The sequence below is a fragment of the Corynebacterium sp. UMB10119B genome (genome assembly GCF_030228125.1).
Taxonomy (GTDB): Bacteria; Actinomycetota; Actinomycetes; order Mycobacteriales; family Mycobacteriaceae; genus Corynebacterium; species Corynebacterium pseudogenitalium.
The window spans coordinates 14,730-34,983 of sequence record NZ_JASPBG010000015.1; the positions used below are offsets into that span (position 1 = coordinate 14,730).

At 64.2% G+C, this 20,254-nt stretch carries 11 protein-coding genes; 4 read left to right on the forward strand and 7 right to left on the reverse strand.

Annotated features, from left to right (window positions below):
- Positions 1-69 precede the first annotated feature (69 nt).
- On the reverse strand, positions 70-2,529 hold the full coding sequence (locus QP802_RS09975; RefSeq protein ID WP_284818632.1) for a zinc metalloprotease: 2,460 nt from the start codon (positions 2,527-2,529) through the stop codon (positions 70-72).
- A 4-nt stretch (positions 2,530-2,533) separates the two neighbouring features.
- Complete coding sequence (locus tag QP802_RS09980; RefSeq protein WP_284818634.1) at positions 2,534-5,932, reverse strand: Rib/alpha-like domain-containing protein; 3,399 nt, start codon at positions 5,930-5,932, stop codon at positions 2,534-2,536.
- A 298-nt stretch (positions 5,933-6,230) separates the two neighbouring features.
- On the opposite strand from QP802_RS09980, the gene QP802_RS09985 reads away from it, so the two are divergent.
- Positions 6,231-7,037, forward strand: coding sequence for an endonuclease domain-containing protein (locus tag QP802_RS09985; protein WP_284818635.1), 807 nt, complete (start codon positions 6,231-6,233; stop codon positions 7,035-7,037).
- 101 nt (positions 7,038-7,138) lie between these two features.
- Here QP802_RS09985 and QP802_RS09990 read toward each other — a convergent pair whose 3' ends face one another.
- Genes QP802_RS09990 through QP802_RS10000 form a run of 3 tightly spaced genes read right to left on the reverse strand, consistent with a single transcriptional unit; the run spans position 7,139 to position 9,286 of the window.
- Positions 7,139-7,867, reverse strand: a complete 729-nt coding sequence (locus tag QP802_RS09990; protein WP_070361845.1) for an ABC transporter permease — start codon at positions 7,865-7,867, stop codon at positions 7,139-7,141.
- Positions 7,868-7,869: 2 nt separating this feature from the next.
- Positions 7,870-8,814, reverse strand: coding sequence for an ABC transporter ATP-binding protein (locus QP802_RS09995; RefSeq protein ID WP_284818637.1), 945 nt, complete (start codon positions 8,812-8,814; stop codon positions 7,870-7,872).
- Positions 8,807-9,286, reverse strand: coding sequence for an NUDIX domain-containing protein (locus tag QP802_RS10000; protein ID WP_284818638.1), 480 nt, complete (start codon positions 9,284-9,286; stop codon positions 8,807-8,809). The genes QP802_RS09995 and QP802_RS10000 overlap by 8 nt, the downstream gene beginning before the upstream one ends.
- Positions 9,287-9,345: 59 nt before the next feature.
- On the opposite strand from QP802_RS10000, the gene QP802_RS10005 reads away from it, so the two are divergent.
- Genes QP802_RS10005 through QP802_RS10015 form a run of 3 tightly spaced genes read left to right on the forward strand, consistent with a single transcriptional unit; the run spans position 9,346 to position 13,959 of the window.
- Complete coding sequence (locus tag QP802_RS10005) at positions 9,346-10,707, forward strand: hypothetical protein (RefSeq protein WP_284818639.1); 1,362 nt, start codon at positions 9,346-9,348, stop codon at positions 10,705-10,707.
- Positions 10,704-11,708, forward strand: coding sequence for a glutamate ABC transporter substrate-binding protein (locus QP802_RS10010; protein ID WP_284818641.1), 1,005 nt, complete (start codon positions 10,704-10,706; stop codon positions 11,706-11,708). The genes QP802_RS10005 and QP802_RS10010 overlap by 4 nt, the downstream gene beginning before the upstream one ends.
- Positions 11,695-13,959: a serine/threonine protein kinase gene (locus QP802_RS10015; RefSeq protein ID WP_284818643.1), complete on the forward strand. Its 2,265-nt coding sequence runs from the start codon at positions 11,695-11,697 to the stop codon at positions 13,957-13,959. Before QP802_RS10010 ends, QP802_RS10015 begins: the two co-directional genes overlap by 14 nt.
- A gap of 548 nt (positions 13,960-14,507) precedes the next feature.
- Here QP802_RS10015 and QP802_RS10020 read toward each other — a convergent pair.
- Positions 14,508-16,946 carry a hypothetical protein gene (locus QP802_RS10020; protein WP_284818645.1) on the reverse strand — a complete coding sequence of 813 codons (2,439 nt, stop codon included), beginning with the start codon at positions 16,944-16,946 and terminating at the stop codon, positions 14,508-14,510.
- 13 nt (positions 16,947-16,959) lie between these two features.
- Entirely contained in the window at positions 16,960-20,250 is a 3,291-nt protein-coding gene (locus QP802_RS10025) for a YPDG domain-containing protein (RefSeq protein WP_284818647.1), read from the reverse strand.
- Positions 20,251-20,254 lie beyond the last annotated feature (4 nt).

Genomic DNA, 20,254 nt, shown 5'->3' on the forward strand with positions numbered 1-20,254 from the left:
AGCGACCTGGGAAAACGCCGGAACCCTAGCCAAAACCAAGGAATTTGGTGCGCCGGGCGAATAAGCGACCTACTTGTTCGCCATCACGGCGGCGGCCGCGCCGCCCAGGCCCAGGACGCCGAGCAGCACGCCGACAACGATCAGGATCGTGTTGCGCGTCTTCTCGTCGACGCCGCCCTTGTCGTCGGTGGCCTTGGCGTCCTGCGTGGTTGGGTCAGCTGGCGCCGCGGTGCTCGGGGCCGCTGAAGGCGACGGCTTCGCCGACGTGGTTGGCGGCGTCGATGGTCGCTTGGGTTGCTTCAGTTCCTTGGTGTCCGCGAGGTTGCGGCGGTTAGTGTTCTGGAAGTCGCCGAGCTTGCCTTGGGAGAGCAGTGCGGATGCCCGCTGGCCCAGCACGGAGTCACCGAGCTGGGTGCTGACTTGGCGCAGCTCGTCCTCGGTGTAGTCGAGGAGGCTGATGTCGAAAAGCTCGCTGAAGACGATTTCGCCGGATTCGTTTTCGATCTGGATGTAGACCGGCACGTAGGAGCCGTACAGGCGCTGCGTGTCCGGGATTGGGATCTGGATTTCCTTGCGGGACTGCGGCCCGGCTTCCTTGGCGTCGCCGATGCCCTTGACCTTGATGGTCTGGACTGGGGCGATGCGGGAAAGTTCCTTGCCGTAGAAGGCGCGCACGGTGAACTCATGGTCGTGGTAGCCGCGGTTGCCAATGGTGCCCACAACCTTGTTGTCGGTGCGCACGGTGGCGATGCTGTTCTCGTCGGCCATGTAGAAGTCGGCCTTGCCGTCGTTCTTGAGGGCAGCGGCGGCGTCGAGTTCGCGGGCGTCGCGTTCGATGCCGCGGCGCTTCTCGGCGTCCTTGTCCGACTCGGAGTCGGACTCGGCGGGCTTGACGGAGACGTCACCGATGCCGCCGGCCTTGACGTTGAGGTTCTTCCACTCGGACGGGACTGACCATTCGCCGACGTAGCAGTCGGGGGCGCCGGCGCAGCCTGGGTGCGGGGCCTCCTGGTTGCCGCTCTTGTCTTCCTCCTGGTAGTCGAAGGTGACGAACTGGTAGGCGTAGTTCATGGCGGATGGGCGATCGCTGAGCCAGTCTCCGTACTTGGTCCATTCGTAGACGGATTGGCGCTTGCCGTCGACCCACAGCATGCCGTTGTGGTTCAGGCCCAGGTTGTGACCGAGCTCGTGCATGATGGTGTTGCGTACTTTGTCCTCGGCGCCCATGCGGGCGTTCTTGGACACGTAGAAGCTCGTGCCGCCGATCAGTGCGCGGCCGGTGGCGTAGTTGATGGAGCCGTTGGCGGAGGGGGCGTCCATAAGGTCGCCGATGACACCGGAGCGGAAGATGCCTTCGCGCTCTTTGAGCAGGTCCACCGACGTGGTGATCAGCTCCGAGCCGGACGTTTCGGGCGAGTTGAAGTAGTGGTCCTTGTAGTCAAGGATCGGCCCGCCGCGGTATTCGTCGTCGCGGGCTTCGAAGTTCTTGGAGTAACCCTTACCTGCGTCGATGTGCAGGTTGTAGCCGTGTGCGGCGAACTTCTTCACCAGCTGGTCCAGGATGAGCCCGGACGGGCGGTAGACGTTCGTGTTCATCTTTGAGCAGGCGTCGTAGCGGGCGAAGCCTTCGGGGTTGACGGCGAAGCGCGCCGCTTCCTGGCAGCCCTCGGTTTCCCATTCGGACTTCATCCAGTTCATCTGGAGGAAGATGTCTTTCTCATACGGGTTGGCGCCCCAGCGGTGCAACGGCATATCGACGCCATTTACATTCGCACCCTGCATTTCCCAGATGTCTAGCAGGCCGTCACCATCCGAGTCCAGCGCCCCCAGCTGCGTTTCGATCTTGACCGTCATCTCGGCCTTCATCGTCGCGCCAGGCTCGACGGTCTGGACCCAGGTGCCGCTGAGGACTTCACCACGTTCCATGTTTTTGTTGTCAGAGCCCGCGTTCCACTCTGGGAGAGTCGCCGGATCCTGAGCGGTGGCAAGTGCCGTCGCACCCGGGAAGTTCGCGTCGACTCGGTAGGCGGACTTGTCCTCCCCGCGCAGGCTGTCCCCAAACTGCGCGGCAGTCATGGTGCCCTTCATTGGCTTGGCGTGGTTGTACATGCGGATCGCCAGCTCACGGGCGGTTCCGGCGTTGTTGGTCAGCTCGGTGACCACGTTGATCTCGTCGCCTTTGACGGTAAAGGTGCGCTTCATGGTGACTTCGCGTCGCGGGTCGGTGTGCTCCAGCACCGTGACGCCGTCCTCGGGGGAGCTCTCAGTCGTACTCTTCGCGATCGGCGCCACCACGCGCCCATCGGCCCAGCCGATCACACCGACCTGGTTCTCCAACTTGCCCGCAACGGACTTCGGGTTCACGTAGGTCAGGGTTGCCTCGTGGTAGCTCTTCCGGATGTGGAGCTGGGTCTGGATGGCGTCATCATCTGAATTGACGGGGGACGCCGTCGCAGGCACGGCCGACACTGCGCCCATGCCGAGCGCGAGCGTCACTGCACCTGCAATCACTGTCTTGTGAAAACGCATCCTTTTACCTCCTCAAGCCCAGGTCACGCATAAGGTGTCTGAGATTCGACTGAACAACTGGGACTTCCTGCAGCGCGAGCAAACCGGCGCCTACCAGGAACCCAAGTGCACCGAGAATTACAGTAATCCACCCCGCTGCCGAACTCCCAGTCTCGGGGGCTGGGTCCGGCTCCGGCGTTGGCGCCGGGGTACTCGGGGTTGGGGTCGACGTGGACGTGGGCGCCTTTATCGATGGTGTCGGCGCAGCGGTCTGGCGCGGCTCACGCACGTACGCCGACACCTTCACGGTGCGCTGCGAGCCGTCCTGGTAGGTCACCACAACCGGCACCTCAACCTTCGACTTCGGCTTCACCGACGCGTCCGGCAGCACCTGCAACCTGCCCGAATACTTATCGACGTGCACCTGCCACCCCTTGGCGGCGAAGCTGGCGTCGATACCAAAGGTGGTCTCAGGCGGGACGCGCTGGCCCTGCGGCGTGGAAGCCAAGTCGCCGGCGTTGACGTAGATGTCGCTCCAGCGCGGGCGCTCTTCGTCGGCGATAGCCTTCTTGCGCAGCTCGGCGTCGATAAACTCCTCGGAGCCATCGGGGTACTTCACACGCACGCGCACGTTGTACTTGGCGCCGCCCGGCGCGTCTTTCGGTAGCACGGCGGTGATGCGGCCCGTCTTCGTATCGACGCTCACATCCAACCCAGCGTTCTCCTCAATCGAGAACGTGGTGTTTTCCGGCACCGGGGTCAACATCTCGTAGGACGTGCGGGTGCCGCCGGTCAGCGTTTCCGGCGCGTACCTCGGCGTAAATGCCTCCGCGTCCGGTTTGCTGTGCTTCACCCCGACGTGGAATGGCACATCGGTGGAACTGCCGTCCGGGTAGGACACCGTCACCACCGCGTCCAGCGGCCGGGCACCATTTTCCGGCGCACGCACGACCAGGTTGCCGGTGTCACGATTCACGGACACCTTCCACCCATTGAGGTTCTTGTTGCCCTCGGCGTCCTCGAAGAACACGAAGTCGGTGCCCTCCGGCACGTTGCGAACATCCGTCCTATGCAGGACGATCGGCGTCCCCGGCAGCACCTCGCGGCCAGTTTCATAGGCGTGGTTGTAGCTGCCCGCGATCTGGCGCGGCAGGATGTTGAAGTAGACGGGGACGTGCTGGGTGGAGCCGTCGCTAAAGCTGGCCTTTACCATCACTTGCACGACGTCACCGGCCTCCAGGTCGTCGCCTGTGGCCTTGAACGTGACCATGCCTGGCTGCTCGCCGTCCTCGGCGGTGCCCTCCCGCTCAACGACGCTCGCGTCAGTTTCGCCCTCGATCGAGTAGGAGACCTGTGCCTCTTCCGGGATCGGCTGGTTGAAGAACACCTCGGCGCCCTGCGTCAGGGTCGCCAGCGGCGCGTGGCTGCGGGTCTCTTCGCCCAGGCGGACGAACACGTCCGGGTACTGCAGCTTGTACTCTTCGGCGTACGGGGTTGGGTCGAGCACGTTGACTTTAATTACACGCTGCTCGCCGGTGGAGAGCCGTACCCAGTACCTGCGCTCACCCTTCGATCCGCCCTCGGAGCGCGGCGGCTTCAAGAACACCTCGCCGTCCCTACCGATGGAGACCCAATCCGGCACCCCACCGGCTTTCAGTTCATCCTTCGTCGAGACGATCTCCATGCCGCTCGCGATTTCATCCGGGCTCATCACGTTCGTCTCAAGCGTCGTCCCCGCCTTCACGTTGATCGGCGTCCAATCCTCCGAGAAATCAGACTCGACGTGAAGCGTCGCCAGCTCTTCGTACAGCGGGTCCCACACCTTGAAGGAGAACTTGTGATTCCACTTGTCACTACTGCCGACAACACGCACGTTGCCATCCGGCGTCAGCGACACCTGGTAGCCCTCCGCACCCAGGAACTTGGTATTCGGGTCCAACTTCGCCGACGGCACGAACTCGTACACCTCGCCAGGCTTTACGCTCTTCGAGGTAATCGCGAACTTCGGCTTCTCATGAGGAGTGCTGTCCGGTGAGAAGGGGTTCGTCCCCAAGCTCACTTCGTCCTCGTTGCTCACGCCATCGCCGTCGAAGTCCGCGGCTGGGATGGAGAACACACGCTCGTCCTCGCCAACAAACCCGATCAAGAAATCCTTCGCATCAGACGAGTTATCCGGGTAGTCCACCTCCACGCGCGCATGCGTGATGAACGTGTTCATGAACCACTTCGAAACCCGCTCAAACTCCGGCTTCGAGTTCCCAAACTCCTGCTCGTAGGCCTCCGCGAACGCCTCCAGGCCTTTCGCCTTCACAACGAAACGGTTGCCGTCGGAGGCGTCGACAAGCGCGTGGTCCAGCGCCGGCGACTTCCTGCCGTTCTGCTCGCCCTTATACCGAATCGAGCGCACCTTCACCTCAGCATTGCCGAACGGCGTCCCGCTTCGGAACTCCTGGCCCGGCTTCAGCCGCACCAACAGCTCGCCCGGGTACGGGTCGTACTGCTCAGCCATGTATGGCTTCCGCGTCGTCGTAGTCGGCTTCACACTTGTCGACGTCGGCTTCGCACTCGAAGGCTTCGTCTGCTGCGCGCTGCTCGGCTGCGGCTGCGGCTGCGGCTGCGGCTGCGAGGTGATGCTCGACGGCGACGGCTTTGGCTGCGGCTGCGGTTTTGCGCTCGTCGTAGTTGAAGTAGGCGTCGGCGTTGTCGTCTCCGGCAGCTTCGGCAACGGATTCTTCGCGACACCCCTATCCCTGGCGTCGAACGGGTTCGCGCCTTTCTTGGCCTCCTCGCCATTCGACACACCATCGCCATCAAAATCCCCATCCGGATCGTTGGCGAGGCGGCCGTCGAGACCCAAGAGACGCAGCGGCAACACCGCGCGCTCCTGCACCGAGCCATCCGTGAACTTAATGTCGAAGTCCAGTTCGTTGATCTTCGACTGGTCATCCAAAAACTTCTGAGGATTCCACTTATAAATGGAGTCCTTCCCCGACAGCACCTCTCTGTCATAAACCCCGGCGATTACCCCAGTCTCCGGGGCCCACACGCTCACCTGGTAGCGACGCGGAGCATCAGCGCCGCTGGTGGGCGAAGGCCTCCACGCCACTCCTGAAAAATCAATCTTTTTATAAAGCTTCTCCACCCTGGATATCGTCGCCAGGTCTCCCGACTCCAGCTCACTGCGGCCCAGCTTCCCGGGCCTGACCTCCAACAGCTTGTATTTGATTGGATTCGTCTCGGCCAGCGCCGGGCCCTGCGCCTGCGCATTTGCCTGCACCTGCAGCTCTGTTGGCCCTGCAACCTGCACCAACGGCGTCACGATCAACGCCGCCGCCGCAACAACCACACCCCTCCGAAACCGGGTCCGCACACGCGAACCCGCCCGGCGAGCTTCATCTGCTGCCCGGCCGCGATTTTTCGCCACAACGAATCCTTTCTGCAGCAAAAGCCAATGACACTCCCAGGGTAGTCCCCATTATTCGTTTTGCCTAAACCTCCGCAACTTTCTAAATGTTTTCTCATGTGGCGGGTGTGGTTTGTGGGTCAAGAAAGTTCCCCACCAAATCTGCCCAGTGCCAAGAGACGCAATTCCCAAAACAGACACCGCCATAACACCTGGTCACAAAAGTGCTAGAGCTTATTGGTTGCGTCCTTTGGCACTGTAAACAGAAATTGTGGAAGAACAAGGAAACCAGGCGCCCATCCAATGCGTCTAAACAAATATGAATTACAGACAAACACCGCAACCGGAGGCACTACAGATGATCCTCGACTACGCACAACAGTGGCCGACCCACATCGCCAGCGGCTACTCTGCTCTCACCCTTTACAGGTTGCCCTACCTTACAGACACAGCCCCCGTCACATTCATCGGCCCGACCAGTAAGACCCGCTCCCCTACCCCAACAACGCCCGGACTCAAACGCCGCGGAGCCGACGGTATCGCACTCACAACAGTGCACCACTTCGGACACACGATCTACGCAGCGGCCCCCGCGTACGCCACGATTCAGGCGATCCAGATGCTAAAAAGCGGAGAGCACTCTCCTGCCGTCATCACACCCGAGGGGCTCGACCCCCTCCAAGTACGGGCAGTGCAGCTGGTGGATTGCGTTCGCAGGCACCTCAACGTTTCAACATCTTCGCTGCGCCAAGCAGCGGACTGGCGCGTGGAGAAGCGATGGCTCAACAAGGTACTCAAGCTTTCCAGCAAGCTCGCCGACTCGCCGCGCGAAACCGAGCTGCGCCTGCTACTTCACGCCGTAACAAAGCAACGCCGACTGAAGCTGAGTGAGCAAGTCCCGGTATATAGAGGCCGCCGCCTCATAACGACGTTCGACTTCGCCATCGAACCGCTCAAAATCGGGATCATGTATGACGGCCAGCACCATTGGGAGTATGACCAGCGCCAGAAGGATGCCCGGATCAACTTAGATCTGGCGTTGGAGGGCTGGACCGTGGTCAGGTTCGCCGCCGCCACGTTCCATGAGGTGGTCCCCCGGATGGAAGAATTACTTGACCGAATGTGAACAGTGCCAAAAGACGCAAGCCTATAAATATAGCCCTTTTATAACCAGCGGTTTTAATGGGGTACTCTTAGGAGATTGCGTCTTCTGGCACTGCTATCAAGCTACGCGTCCCGCGCCTCCGTCAACAGCACGCCGATCACCCACAACGCCACGGCCCAGACGGCGAAGATGCCGAGGGAGGCGCCGAGCTCCCAGTGTTGGGTGGGTTGGTTCATCATGAAGGCGATGAGGTTGTTGAAGGGGAGGAACTTGGCAACGTCTTGGCCGTATTTAGGGATGAACCCGACGATGGTCTCCAGGAGGAGCATCATGGACAGGCCGATGACGATGGCGGCGGACGTGTTGCGGACGATCCAGCCGACGCCCTGGGTGAACAGGGTGAGCAGCGCCATGCCGAGCGGTACTGCCCACAGGGCGCGCTGGGTGGCGCTATTTGTGGTCCAGCCTGCGGGGACGGCGGTGGTGAGGTCGGCGAGGATGAACGCCACGACCACGGCCAGCAGCGTCGCAACCACAACGCCGACGACGCCCACTACGACTTTGGCCAGGGCGACTCGCCAACGCTGCGGTGTGAGGCGGAAGTTGGTGGCGGGGATGCCGAATCGGTATTCGGTGGTGACGGTCATGGCGGCTTGCACGATGACGACGATCCCGATGGTCATGGAGACGGTCGAGACGACGGTCAGGGGTGTGTAGGGCATGCCGGAGGTGTTGGCCAGCCAGCCGAAGAGTGCGCCGTAGATGCCGGCGACGATGATCATGGCGGCGCTGGTCCACCAGAAGGAGCGGGTGCTGCGGAGTTTGGTCCACTCGGAAAGTATGAGGTTCATGGTTACTTGCCCTCCTGGACTGTGCGGGATGCGAACTGTTCGGTGCCTTCGGTGGATTGGATGTAGGCGTCCTCGAGGGAGGCGTGGTGTTCGCTGAGTTCGGTGAGGATGACGCCGGCTTCGAAGGCGATGCGCCCGATGGTTTCGGGGGTGGCGTCGTTGATGGTGAGGTTGGGTCGGCCGTCGGCGTCGGTGCCTGGGCTGATGGTGGCGCCCGGCGCGCCTGCCTCCACGGCCCCCTGCAAACGAGAAAGCCCAGCATCAGCGGCACGCACCACAACGCGGGAGCCGGAGTGGGCCTTGATGAAGTCGTGGACGGAGGTGTCGGCGACGAGTTTGCCCTTGCCGATCACGATGAGGTGGTCGGCGGTCTGTGCCATCTCGGCGAGGAGGTGGGAGGACACCAGGATGGTGCGGCCTTCCTGGGCGAGCGCGCGCAGCAGGGAGCGGACCCAGCGGATGCCTTCGGGGTCGAGGCCGTTGACGGGTTCGTCGAGGATGAGGTATTCGGGGTCGCCGAGCAGGGCCGCGGCGATGCCGAGGCGCTGCCCCATGCCGAGGGAGAACCCGCCGACCTTCTTGCCGGCCACGTCGGTCAGCCCGACGAGGGAGAGGACTTCGTCGACGCGGGAGGCGGGGATGCCGGAGGCCTGCGCCTGCCACAGGAGCGTCGCGCGGGCGGAGCGGTTGGGGTGCACACCTTTGGCGTCGAGGAGCGCGCCGACTTTTTGGGCGGGGCGCTTGAGGTTGCGGTAGCTGGTGCCGTCGATAAGACAGCTGCCTGACGTGGGTTTATCCAGGCCGACGATCATACGCATGGTGGTGGATTTGCCTGCGCCGTTGGGGCCGAGGAACCCGGTGACGATGCCGGGTTTGACGCGGAAGCTCACGTCGTCGACGGCGCGGACGGGGCCGTAGACCTTTGACAGGTTTTGGACTTCAATCATGCGAAACAGTATGCCTGAGAATGTCTGGCAGCGCGGCACGCAGCCCCGGGTGTAGGGCGAGTTCTTCGAGTTTTTTCAGGGGAACCCAACGCAGCTCAACGCTTTCTTCGTTGGCGGTGGTCTCGAGTGGCTCGCCGGAGCGCACGCGCGCGAGCACGGTGGTGTAGGTCCAGCCACTGGGTGCGGGGCCGGACGTCACTAATTCCTTTTCGACGTCCACTTCGCCCCCATCGATGCCGCATTCTTCTGCTGTTTCCCTGAGCGCTGCTTGGGAGGCCGTTTCGTGTGAGTCGCGGGCGCCGCCGGGGATGCCCCACGTGTCTCCCTGGGCGGTCCAAGGGGCGCGGTGTTGCATGAGCACGACGGGCTCGCCGCCGTGCGTGGCCTGCAGGAAGAGCCCCGCGGCGCCGTGTTTGCCCCACATTTTCTGTCCGTTGGGCCCTTCGACCCATCCGTTGCCGTCTCCTTGCATGTGTTCCACTGTAGGTCGTTTCCTAGAAATAGGTCGGGCCCGGTGGTTATGGTTGAGGAATGACTGTCACGACGCCACCTCCCAGCGACGCCTGGTTGGATGATCTTGCGCTGCATCCGCAGCAGCGCGCGTCGAGTGGGCCGATTCGCGCGGCGCGGCGCCTGGCGGACTTCGTGATCACCACGCCGGGCAAGATGCTGGCGATGATGCTGGTGCTCACGGTGGCCGTGGGCGCGATTGGGTTCGCGCAGAGCCAGTCGATGAGTAAGCGTCAGCACGCGCTCGACGTGTTGGTGCAGACCACGGAGCCGATGAACCACTCCGCGCACGTGCTGCTCACCTCACTGTCGCAGGCGGACACGGTGGCCACGACGGGCTTCGTGCAGGCAGGGTTGATGACGCCGGATGAGGTGAAGGCGTACTTGGCGTCGATAGATCAGGCGGTGATCGCGGCGAGCGACATCTACGAGGGTGCCTCGGAGCTGACGCGGCCGGAGGACCAGGAGCGAATCCAGAACCTGGTGCGCTCCATCCAACGCGACCTGCCGTTGTACGTGGCGTTCATGGAGCGCGCGAAGGTGAACCAGCGCCTAGGCAACCCGGTGGGCGTGTCGTATATGTCGGAGGCGTCCAGCATGATGCGTGAGCGGATGATCACCTCGGCGAACACGCTGTTTGCGCTGACGCAGCGCCAGGTGGCGGTGGAGATGGTGCGCCTCAACGCACCGCAGTGGGTGCCGCTTTCGGGTCTGGTGGCGGCGCTGTTGCTGCTGGCGGGGGCGCAGTGGTGGCTGTGGCGCACATTCCGCCGCCGCTGGAATAAAGGCTTCGTGGCGGCGACGGCGGCGATGGTGGTGGCGCTGGCGTGGGTCGCGGGCTCGAACTTCATTTCGTGGCGCTCGGGCGTCATCGGGTTCGAGCAGGCCGCGGCGCCGCTGCGCCAGCTTACCGACGCCCGCCTCCGCGCCCAGGAGACCCGCACCGACGAGACGATGGCGCTGCTTCGCCGACAGTCCGTTGCGGAGTCGGTGGAGTCCTTCGAGTCCACGTACCAGGGGGTGAGCGCGGCGTTGGATACGGCGTCGGATGCGCCGGAGGTGGCGTCGGCAAGAAGGGCGCTGGAGCAGTGGTCGCAGGCGCATGGCGAACTCGTCTCGACGCTCGATGCCGGCCGGTTTGAGCGCGCCGTCGACGTGCTGATGGTCGATAGTGCGGACCACCCGAGCGCGTCCACCGCGTACACGGAGCTGGACGCGAACATGGTGACGTTGATTGAGTCGGCGCGCGCCGAGATGCGCAATTACATCCACACCTCCCTGGACGCGACAAGGCTGGTGTCGACGGTGGTCGCGCTGCTGTCGCTGCTGGCGGTCATCAGCATGTGGTTCGGGGTGCAGCGGCGATTCAGGGAGTACGTATGATGCGCAGGGCTGGCTCGTTGTTGGTGGCGCTCGCGGTGGCGGCGGGCGCAGTGGGGTGTGCGCCGCGGTCCGCACTGGAAGACTTGCCGACGGGGGCGGCGTCCACGGCGCACGAGGCAATCCCGTTGCCGCCCGGCGCACTGCTGGACGGGGCGGGCAAGCAGCCGTCGATGGAGTTTGTGCCGCACGGCCTGGACTGGGAGGGCTCGCTGCGCCCGCGCCCATCCGCCCCGGAAGATGACCCCGCCCTGGAGCAGATCCGGGAGCGCGGCCGGCTCATCGTGGGCGTGGAGCAGTCCCAGTACCTGCTGTCCTACCGCGATATGGTGCGCGGGCAGCTTCGCGGGTTCGAGGTGGAGCTGGCCCGGGAGATCGCCCGCGACCTTTTCGACGACCCCGAGGCGGTGGACTTCCGCTTCGTGGACTCGGCCTCGCGCGCGGAGCTGCTCCGGGAGGGGCGCGTGGACATTGTGATCAGGACGATGTCCATTACCCCGGAGCGCGCCTCCAAGGTGGCGTTCTCCACCCCCTACCTGAAGTCCCAGGTCAGGGTGCTGGCCCCGATTGATCGCGGTATCGCGAGCATGGACGACCTGCCCGAGCGCACCGTGTGCGTCGTCGACCGCACGACGCTGCTCAACATCGTGCGCACCCTCGCTCCGCACTCCCCGGTGCTGCGCACCCGCTCCTGGTCCGACTGCCTCATGGCCACCCAGCAGTTCCAGGCCGACGCCATCATCGCCGACGACGCCATCCTCGCCGGCATGCTCGCCCAGGACCCGCACACCGACATCCTGCCCGACGCGCTGGCCACCCAGTACTACGCCGTCGGCATCCCGCTCGGCAACGATTCGGTGGTGCGCCAGGTCAACGCGACCATCGAGCGCATCCGCACCGACGGCACCTGGCACCGCATGTTCCAGGAGTGGCTGGCGGATTCCACCACAGACCCCTACCCCCCACCGCTGATGTACCGGGAGGAACCCAATGAGCACGAATGACCCAGGCACCGAAGCCGTCGCCTTCGACCCCTTCGCCGACGACGACGATGACGACGACCTCTTCGAGTACGACGACTCCATGTCCGCCCTCCTCGACGACCTTGAGGCGCTGCGTCAGGAGAAGCGGCAGGAGGATACCTCGCAACGCTCGCGGCGCCGCGCACTCGACCGGTTCCGCGAACTGCGCGGCACACAGCGCGAGACCCGCACCGTCGCCGACGGCATGGTCGAGCTGCCCTGGGTCCACCCCATCAACCCCACCGACGCCCTTCGGGACCCATCCACCTTTGAAGGCGTCCCCGCCCCGGCGCTGAAGCCCGGCGACCTGGTCGCCGAACAGTACGAGGTGCTCGGCACCATCGCACACGGCGGCATGGGCTGGATCTATCTAGCCACCGACCACTTCGTCTCCGGGCGAAACGTCGTGCTCAAGGGGCTGCACTCGGCCCGCAACAAGGACGAGGAGGCCGCCGCCGTCGCCGAGCGCGAGTTCCTCGCCGACATCACCCACCCCGGCATCGTGAAGATTTTCAACTTCATCGACGACCCGCGCGTGCCCGGCGGGTTCATCGTGATGGAGTACGTAGGTGGGCCGTCGATAAGCAGGTGCGAGGTGGACATCGCGATCGCCTACATCCTCGAAGTGCTGCCCGCGCTGGACTACCTGCACTCGCGCGGCGTCGTGTACAACGACCTGAAGCCCGACAACATCATCGTCACCGAAGACCAGGTCAAACTCATCGACCTCGGCGCGGTCTCCGGCATCGGCTCCTATGGCTTCATCTACGGCACCAAGGGCTACCAAGCGCCCGAAGTAGCTACCGACGGCCCCTCCGTCCAATCCGACATCTACACCATCGGCCGCACCCTCGCCGCCCTCATCATCGACCTCCCACACGACGCCGACATCCCCACCCCCACCACCGAACCCCTCTTCCGCCGCTACATCTCCCTCTACCGACTCATCGCCCGCTGCTGCGCCCCCAACCGTGACGACCGCTTCGACTCCGTCACCCAACTCGAAGCCCAACTGCTCGGCGTCCTGCGCGAAGTGCTCGCCATCCGCGACGGCCGCACCTTCCCTGCCCAGCACTCACTTTTCTCCCCGCAGCGCCGCACGTTCGGCACCAAGCACGTCGTCTTCCGCACCGACCAACTCATCGACGGCATCACCCGCACCGTCACCATCACGCCCCAGGAAGTCAACATCGCCCTGCCCGTCCCACTTGTCGACGCCACCGACCCCGGCGCCGCCACCTTGCAGAGCACCACCTACTCCGAACCCTCCGAAACGCTTGCCGCCCTGCGCCAAGCGCTTGCCGAGGACCGCCACCCCGACTCCATCGAAATCCCCTTCGCCGTTGCCCGCACCCTCCTCGACCTCGGCTTCACCACCCAGGCACGCACCTGGCTTGACTCGCTTGACGAACCGCTGCGGAAGAACTGGCGCTACCACTGGTACACCGGCATCACCAACCTCCTGACCAGCAACTTCACCGACGCCCAAGTCGCCTTCTCCCGCGTCCTCGAAATCCTGCCCGGCGAATCCGCCTCCAAACTCGCACTCGCCGCCGTCGCCGAACTCCTCCTCCAAACCGCCGACCTCCACGACACCGCCTTATTGGAACCCCGCGTAGCCCGAGGCGCCGCCGGCATGAACCGCCACCTCGACGAACTCCCCAACTCCGTCTTCGAACACCTCCTTCACCGCGGACTGCTCGCCCCCGACTGGTCCATGGTCACTACCAACCCCGCCATGCTGCGCTTCCACGCCATCCGCCTCTACGCCCTGGTCTGGAGCACCAACCCCACCACCGTCTCCTCCGCCTTCGGCCTGGCCCGCCAACTCATGCACGAAAACCAACCCGAGCTTGCCGCCGCAGCGCTCGACCGCGTCCCCGTCGCCTCCCGACACAACCGGCTCGCCCAACTTACGTCCATCCTCAGCCTCGTCACCGACCCCACCGAGGATCGCATCCGCGAGGCCGCCCTTCGCCTCCAACGCATCCCCAACACCGAACCCCGCTACCTCCAAATCAAAGTCTTCATCCTCCGAGCCGCCCTCACCTACACCCTTGACGGCCACCACCCCGACCCCTCCCCCATCCTGGACACGAGGTTCACCGCCCACGAGCTACAAAACGAACTCGCCAGGACCCTGCGCGCCCTGGCCAGAGTGGCGCCCTACCTCCAACACCGCTTCGACCTCGTGGACATGGCCAACAAGATCCGTCCCGTGACGTGGTTCTAGGGTCTGCTTGGGTTTTGGAGGGGAATTTGGTGCCTCTGTTTGAGGCGCCAGTGCCAAAGGACGCATTCGAGTTTGCCTAGCCCTTTTACTACCAGCGCGGTTGAACATCTGGTCCAATTCGAGTTGCGTCTTTTGGCACTGCCTCCTAGCAAGGCGCACCACATTCCGGGATTTCCCCTAGCTGGCAGGTTTTTGCGTTTCCCCAGGTCGCCGGTTTCCCCGGGAGGGAATTTGGTGCGCATATTTGAGGCGCTAGTGCCAAAGGACGCACTCTCTTTTGGCTAGCCCTTTTATTACCAGCACATTTGAATGTGCGGTCCAATTATGGTTGCGTCCCTTGGCACTGCCTCCCAGCTAGGCGCACCACATTCCGGGATTTCGGCAGGCAGGTTTTACGTTTCCCCAGGTCGCTGGTTTCCCGGGAGGGAATTTGGTGCGCATCCCACCCAGCCCGGCACCAAATTCCTCAATTTCCCCTACCCCAAAGAAATTCCCCCCAGGTCACAATCTGGACCTGGGGGAATTTGGTGCAAACCCAATCAGCGGGCTTAGAAGCCGCCTAGGCCAACGGCTGCGGCCACAATACCGAGCAGCGCCAGCAGGCCAACGACGATGCCGGCGATGGCACCGCCGGACAGGCCACCCGTTTCCCCACCCTTGCCTGGGTTCTGCTGTTGCGCAGTCGAAGGCGCTGGGTGGGCGGTTGGGCGAGTGGTCGGCTTGGCAGGGCGCGCGGGAGCCGGGGCGTCGTAGGTTCCGCTCGGCGCGGCGTTCAGTGAGGTCACTGGTGCTTGGCCGGCGCGGGTCGGGATGGCGGCGTTGGCCTGGGTCGCGAGTGGCTTGGTTGGCCGTGGTCCGGCGCCACCTTCCGCCTTGCCCACGGTCTGCTCTGCCCGCTTGAGCAGGTCGGACTTCTTCTTGCGAAGTTCCCGTATGAGCTTCGCGGTGTCTTCGCCGTTGTAGTTGAGGGCGGAGAACTCGATGGTTTCGTCGGCGACGATGTCGTTGTCCTGGTTAAACACCCGGAAGGTGATCGGCATGGTGGAGCCGGTGTAGCCGGCGGTGTTGGTGATTGGGACGCTGATGGGCAGTTTGGACTCGTCGCTGAGGGCGCCTTCGATGGTGTATTCCTGCTCGTATCGGCCGCCGGGGTAGGTGGCCTGGAGGCGGAACTTGTGGATGTCAATGCCCAGGTTGGACAGCTCCAAGGCGATCTTGGAGTCAGTGCGGTTGGCGATAATGATGTTGCCAGCGCCTTCCTCGTTGCGCACGCGCAGGCCGGCCTTGCCGTTGTTGAATTCGGCGGAGTAGACCTCGAGTTCGCGGACGGTTGGTTCGTCGTCGGCGTGTTCGTGGTCGTCGTGGCCGGGGGTGCCGGTGGTACCGTTGGCGCGGCCGATTTGGCCGCCGATGAAGGCGAGGTTTGGCCAGTCGGGGTCGATGTCGTAGTCGCCGGTGTAGCACTGGACGGTCTGGCATGCCTTCGGCAGCTTGCCCGTCGGACGAGAGCGCTCGTTGGAGTAGCGGAAGTCAGTGAACTGGTAGAGGTAGTTCATGACTGAGAGGTAGCCGGGCACGTAGTCAGAGATTGGGCGGCTGGTGTCGGCGAGTGGCCCGGAGTGGGTCAGGCCAAGGTTGTGACCGAACTCGTGCAGGATGGTGTTGCGCAGCTGGTCCTGCGAGGTCATCATGCGGTTCTTTGCGACGTAGAAAGCGCCGTCCCCGATCAGTGCGTTGCCTGAGGAGAAGTTGGTACGGGTTTGTTGGTCGCCGATGACGCCGACGCGGAACACGGTTTGGCGTCCGTTGAGGAGGCGGTCGCGGTCCTCGAGCATCTTGATACCGGGGACTTTGCCTTCGAAGTAGTACGGGGTGAAGTCTTCGGTCGGGCCGCCTTGTGGGTGCTCGAGGCGCATTGGGTTGTAGTAGTCGCCGGCGTCGATGTGCAGGTTGATGTTCTGCTGCGCGAAGGCGTCAACGAGGTCGTTGAGGGTTTGGCGCGACGGACGGTACACGTTGGTGTTGGCTTCGGAGCAATCGAGGAACTTGCGGAAGTCCTCCTCGGTTGGGGCGTATTTGCGCTGCTCGGAGCACTTCTTGGTTTCCCATTCGGACTTCATCCAGTTGAGTTGGAGGAAGAGGTCGACCTTCTTGGGGTCGGCGCCCCACTTCTGGAGCGGGAAGACGTTGCCGTTTTCGTCGGTGAAGCCGTTTTCTTCCCATTCGTCGGGGAAGCCGTCGCCGTCGGTGTCGATGGTGCCTTGGGCGACGTCGAGGGTCATAGCGGTGGTGGCGCGCAGCGTGCCGTTGGCGGGTACGTCTTGTTCCCAGACGCCGGCGACGAAGTGGGCGTCATCACCTGTGCCGCCGTTGATGGCGTCGTGGCGCTGTTCGCCTTTGCCCTTGCTGGTGGCGCCCATGAAGTCGACGTTGATTTTGTAGGCGTTGCTGACGTCGACGTGGTAGCCGTCGCCGCGGGGGACGCCGGTGACTTGGAAGTCGCGGTCGATGATGCCGCTGGCCATTTCGACGCGCATGTTGGCGGCCTGGCCGGTGGTGTTGCGGAGTTCGACGGTGGCTTGGATGGAGTCGTCGCCGACGATGAAGGTGCGGGTCATTTCGACGCCCGAGTTGGGGTCGGTGTGGCGCAGCACGACGCGGTCGGTGTTCCCGACGGGCTTCGCTTCGACGACTTCGGTGGCGTTGCCGACGTAGCTCATGGGTGAGCCGTTGACGGCGCCGTCGATGTAGAAGGCGTTCTGCAGCAGGCGCGTGGTGCCTTCGGGATGGTTGAAGTACATCCAGGACACGCGCGCTTTGTTCACGTCGACGCGGAAGTTGCCGCTGTCGGAGTCGCGGTTGACGCCGATGGCGAAGCTGCCTGGGGTAATGGCCGCATCCGCGTGTGGGGCCACGACGATGCCTGCGGCGACGCTAACGCCTGCGAGTATCGCTGCGATGCGTTGTTTGTTGGTTTTGCCGGTCACTGTCGTTGTCCTCTCAGCGCTGCTGGTTGATTGGGAATGCTAGGAATGTGCGGAAGAAGTCGCGGTGCTCGTACAGGGAGTAGCCCAGCCCGCCCAGGAAGGCGAGCAGGCCGAGCACGAAGCCCGCGATCTTCGCGCCTGGCGGAATCTCACTGCTTGTCGACGACCCCTTCTCCACCTCCTGCGGCCCCTTCACCACCTGCACTCGGAGGAGCTTGGTGGCCTGGGAGCCGTCCGCGAAGCTGACCACGACTGGGACTGGCACGATGCCAGGCGCCGTGCCAGCAGGTGGCGTGATGGTGAGTTCACCGGTGGTGGCGTCAATGCCGATCTTCCAGTCGGCGAGCGCCTTCGGTAGCTGGCCGAGGGCAAACGCCTCCTTGGCGGCCCCGGCCGGCTTCGGCACCACATAGGTGGTCGCCTTGCCCGGGTATGCCTTGATGGTGTCGTTGAACTCCGGGGTTGCCTCGGCCAGGGACGGTTTGCCGTCGCTGGTCAGCACGGAGATGCGTGCGTTCGCGATGGTCGTGGAACCGTCCGGGAAGTTGATGCGCACCGGGACTTCGCGTACGCCGGGGACCGCGTTCGGGCGGGCGCCGACGGTGAGGGCGCCGGTGGTGGCGTCGATACGGGTGTCGAGGCCGCCGACTGGGTTGAGCAGCGAGTAGTGCGCACCCTTAAGCGTCGGGGTGAGCGTGACGGTTTCGCCTGCGCGGACCTGGGTTGGGTCGTACGCGTTGGAGACTGCCCCGCCCATCGCCTTGACGGCGGTGGCTTGCGCCTCGACGAGCTTCTGGGAGCCGTCCTCGAAGGTGACCACGATCGGGATCATGGTGCGGTCCCCGACGTGCGCCGATGCGGGGGCGGCGACGGTGAGTGCGCCGGTGGTCGCGTCGACGGCGGCCTTCCAGCCCTCCGCGGCGAAGTCGGCGGAGATGGCGTAGGTGGCTCCCTTCGGTGCGACCTTCGGCTCATGGGTTACGGCGTTGGCGCCGATGGCCACGCCGATCGGGGTCCAGGACGGCTGCTCGCGGTGGGCCTGCGAGTCGCGGGCGACGTTGAGCTGCACTACCTTCGAGCCACCGTCGGGGAAGTTGATGCGCACGCCGAGGTCGTAGCCCTGGCCGGGCTTGGCGTCCTTCGGCAGGGTGACCTTGATCTGGCCGGTCTTTTCGTCAACGTCCACGCGCAGGCCAGCCACGCCGCCGAGCGCAGCCGCGCCTTCCGGTTCGAAGGTGACGCCGGTCGGGATGTCGCCCTTCGGCGTGATGGTGACGGTGCCGTCGTCGCCGACGACGGCGTCCTCAAAGTCCAGGTTGGAGGTGTAGGCCTGCGGCTTCGCGTCCCGTACGCCGATCACGGCCACGACCGTCTTACTGGACCCATCCGAGTAGCGCGCAACGACTTCCACGTTCAGCGGTTTCGCGTCCTGCGCTGGGGCTGTGGCGGTGATGGTGCCTGTGGTGGCGTCGATAAAGAGGTCCCAGCCCTGGTACTTGGAGGCATTCGTCTGGATGGCAAACTCGGGGTCGGAGGCGGGGTCGAAAGGTTCGGTGAGGTTGACCTTGATGGTTTCGCCTTCGAAGGCCTCGCGGCGCTCGTACTCAAACTTCTGTGTTTGCGCGAACTGCGGCGCCAGCACCTGGAAGTGCGCGATGATCTCCTTCGTGCTGCCGTCCGGGTAGGTGACGGTGACGGGCACATCGATGGGCTTTCCAACCTCGGCATCCAGGTCCGCGGAAAGGGTGATCTGGCCCGTATGCTGGTTCAGCTTCACGCCTTCGGCCTCCGTGCTAAACGACGCCTCCTTCGGCAACGGCTGGCGCTCAAAAACCATGCCGTTGTAGCCCAGGCGGGCGTACGGCGCAGGTGAGGTGGCGGTGCCGCCGGCGCGGACGTAGGTGTCCGCGTAGGAGGACTCGTAACGTACGGAGTCCTTGACGGCTGCGGTGACCTCGACGGTGATGGTGTCCTGTTCGCCCTTCTCGGTGCGAACCTTCATGGTGTAGGTGCCCGGCTTCGCGTCACGCGACGGGGCGGCGTACACGGCGCCGTTGGCGAAGACGGTGAACCAATCCGGGTTCCCGGGCTCCGCGAGCACGCGCACGCCCTGCGTGGAGCGGACAGGGGTCACGCCGGTTTCCTCGCCTGCGCGGACCTTGATGGGGTTCCACTCGAACTGGTCCGGGGCAACGGGGCCCTCTGGGTCCGATGGGTCGGCGGGCTCGGCTGGGTCCGACGGATCTGCGGGCTCGGACGGCTCACTTGGCTCACTTGGCTCCGGTGCGTTCTCGTCCACCGTCAACTCGAAGGAATCACGCTTGTGCGTGCCATCCTCCGTGACCTTGTCCACGACGACCTTGGAGGTGCCCTCCTTCGTCGGCGTGCCGACGATCGCGTTCTGCTCACCGTCGTACTTCAGGCCATCGGGCAGGCCCTCGACCTCCACGGAGGAAGCGTCCTCGACGTCGAGCGGGATGTGCACGTCGGTGCCGGGGCGCACTGGCGGGACTTCGGAAGGTGCGATGTCGGCGTCCTCCGGCTCGCCGAGCTCAGCCGAGTCGGCGACTGTGATGGTGAACGTTTCCTCGAGCGGGTCGCCTGCGCCGGTGACGCGTGCAGTCACGTTGAACGTGCCGGTCTCAGTTGGACGGCCGTTGATAAAGAGGTAGGAGCCGGAGCCAAGGCGGGTCTGGGCGGAGGTGCTCAGGCCCGCGGGCAGGCCCTCCAGCTCGATGACGGCGTCAGCCGGGACGTTCCACGCCATGACGCGGCGCGGCTGGATCAGGCGACCCTCCCAGTACTTCTGATCCTTGATGGGCTCGATGGTTGGGCCGTCGGCGAGGGTGACGTTGGCCTCGACGTCCTTGGTAGAGCCATCAGCAAAGGTGATGGTCACCGGCACCTTGAACGTGGTGGTTTCGATGCCTTCGCCGGCGGTGGCATTGAGGGTGCCGTCGTCGGAAAACTTGAGGTGCCAGCCGGTGGGCGTCGAAAAGCCCTCCTTGAGCTCCCACTTGACGGGGGTGCCGATCTTGTTCCAGGCGGCGGTCCAGAAGTTGCGCTTCAGCTCAGGCTTCGACTTGGCGGTCTCACCGGGCGCGACGACGAGGTCCGGGAACGTGACGTCCGTACGGGCCGCCTCGGTGCGTGGCGTTTTCCATGACGTGGACTCAGCAGTGGGCTCCTGCGCCGTGGCTGTACCTGCCACCGCCGGCGCACCCGTGATTATCAACGATGCCCCAAGCGCGCAGGCTGCTACCGACACCCCACTACGCCGATTCGCCCCTTTGCGACCGCTCATGTTT